The organism is Wolbachia endosymbiont of Nomada ferruginata (assembly GCF_001675785.1).
Taxonomy (GTDB): domain Bacteria; phylum Pseudomonadota; class Alphaproteobacteria; order Rickettsiales; family Anaplasmataceae; genus Wolbachia; species Wolbachia pipientis.
Map to the genome: position 1 here is coordinate 1 of NZ_LYUY01000184.1, position 700 is coordinate 700.

The window sequence follows — 700 nt, forward strand, 5'->3', positions numbered from 1 at the left end:
TCTAACCAAGGAATTCTCCTTCTTACTGGTGTGAAGTTTTCTTTCTAACCAGCCAGTACACACCACAGTTAACTGTGGTGTGTATTTCCAGATGAAAATTTTATATTGAAAAAATTTCCAATATATGGTATAATAGCTTAAAGTAGAAGTAACAATATCATGGATATAACAGTAAATCTTGATGGAGAATTTGAGGAAATAGTACAGTCCCATTCCATGTTACAAAATCGTTCCGTACCACAACAAATCGAGCATTGGGCTAAAATTGGTCAAGTTGTTGAAGATAACCCGGAGCTAAGCTATAACATCATTAAAGAAATCCTTTCAGGTATTGAGGATGCTAAATTAGGCAATATTGAAGAGTATAAGCCTTTGTAGCCATATTCCATAAGTGCTCCTTTTCTATCGTCTCAGTGCCAATTTTTGTCATACCAGTATTTCTCTCCTTGTTATCCCAGCACCCCTTTCCTGTCATTCCAGTGCTTGACACTGGAATCCAGCTTTTGATCGAAAATGTTGTATAATGCACAATCAATTTTTCTGGATCCCAGTGTCTGGGCACTGCCTTTGTCTTTGAGGCAAAACCGGCTATAACACTTAACATACTGCCTTTACAAACAAATGTTTGTACAGCTGTATGTCAAGCACTGGAATGACACCCTATGGTCACCGGAATGACGCTTTATGGCTACTTAGATGA

Annotated in this window: 2 protein-coding genes; one reads left to right on the forward strand and one right to left on the reverse strand. The window is 38.0% G+C overall.

The window, feature by feature from the left end; genetic code table 11:
• Positions 1 to 159 precede the first annotated feature (159 nt).
• On the forward strand, positions 160 to 378 hold the full coding sequence (locus tag BA053_RS06365; protein ID WP_065094882.1) for a TA system antitoxin ParD family protein: 219 nt from the start codon (positions 160 to 162) through the stop codon (positions 376 to 378).
• Here BA053_RS06365 and BA053_RS07035 read toward each other — a convergent pair.
• A complete protein-coding gene (locus BA053_RS07035; protein ID WP_065094881.1) occupies positions 341 to 604 on the reverse strand; it encodes a WPE palindromic element domain-containing protein in 264 nt (87 codons plus the stop codon). The genes BA053_RS06365 and BA053_RS07035 overlap by 38 nt on opposite strands.
• Between the last annotated feature and the right edge of the window lie 96 nt (positions 605 to 700).

What these genes read in the sequence shown, in the direction of transcription:
- BA053_RS06365 (WP_065094882.1), top strand. Translation starts at nt 160, where the DNA reads ATGGATATAACAGTAAATCTTGATGGAGAATTTGAGGAAATAGTACAG.
- BA053_RS07035 (WP_065094881.1), bottom strand. Translation starts at nt 604, where the DNA reads ATGTTAAGTGTTATAGCCGGTTTTGCCTCAAAGACAAAGGCAGTGCCC.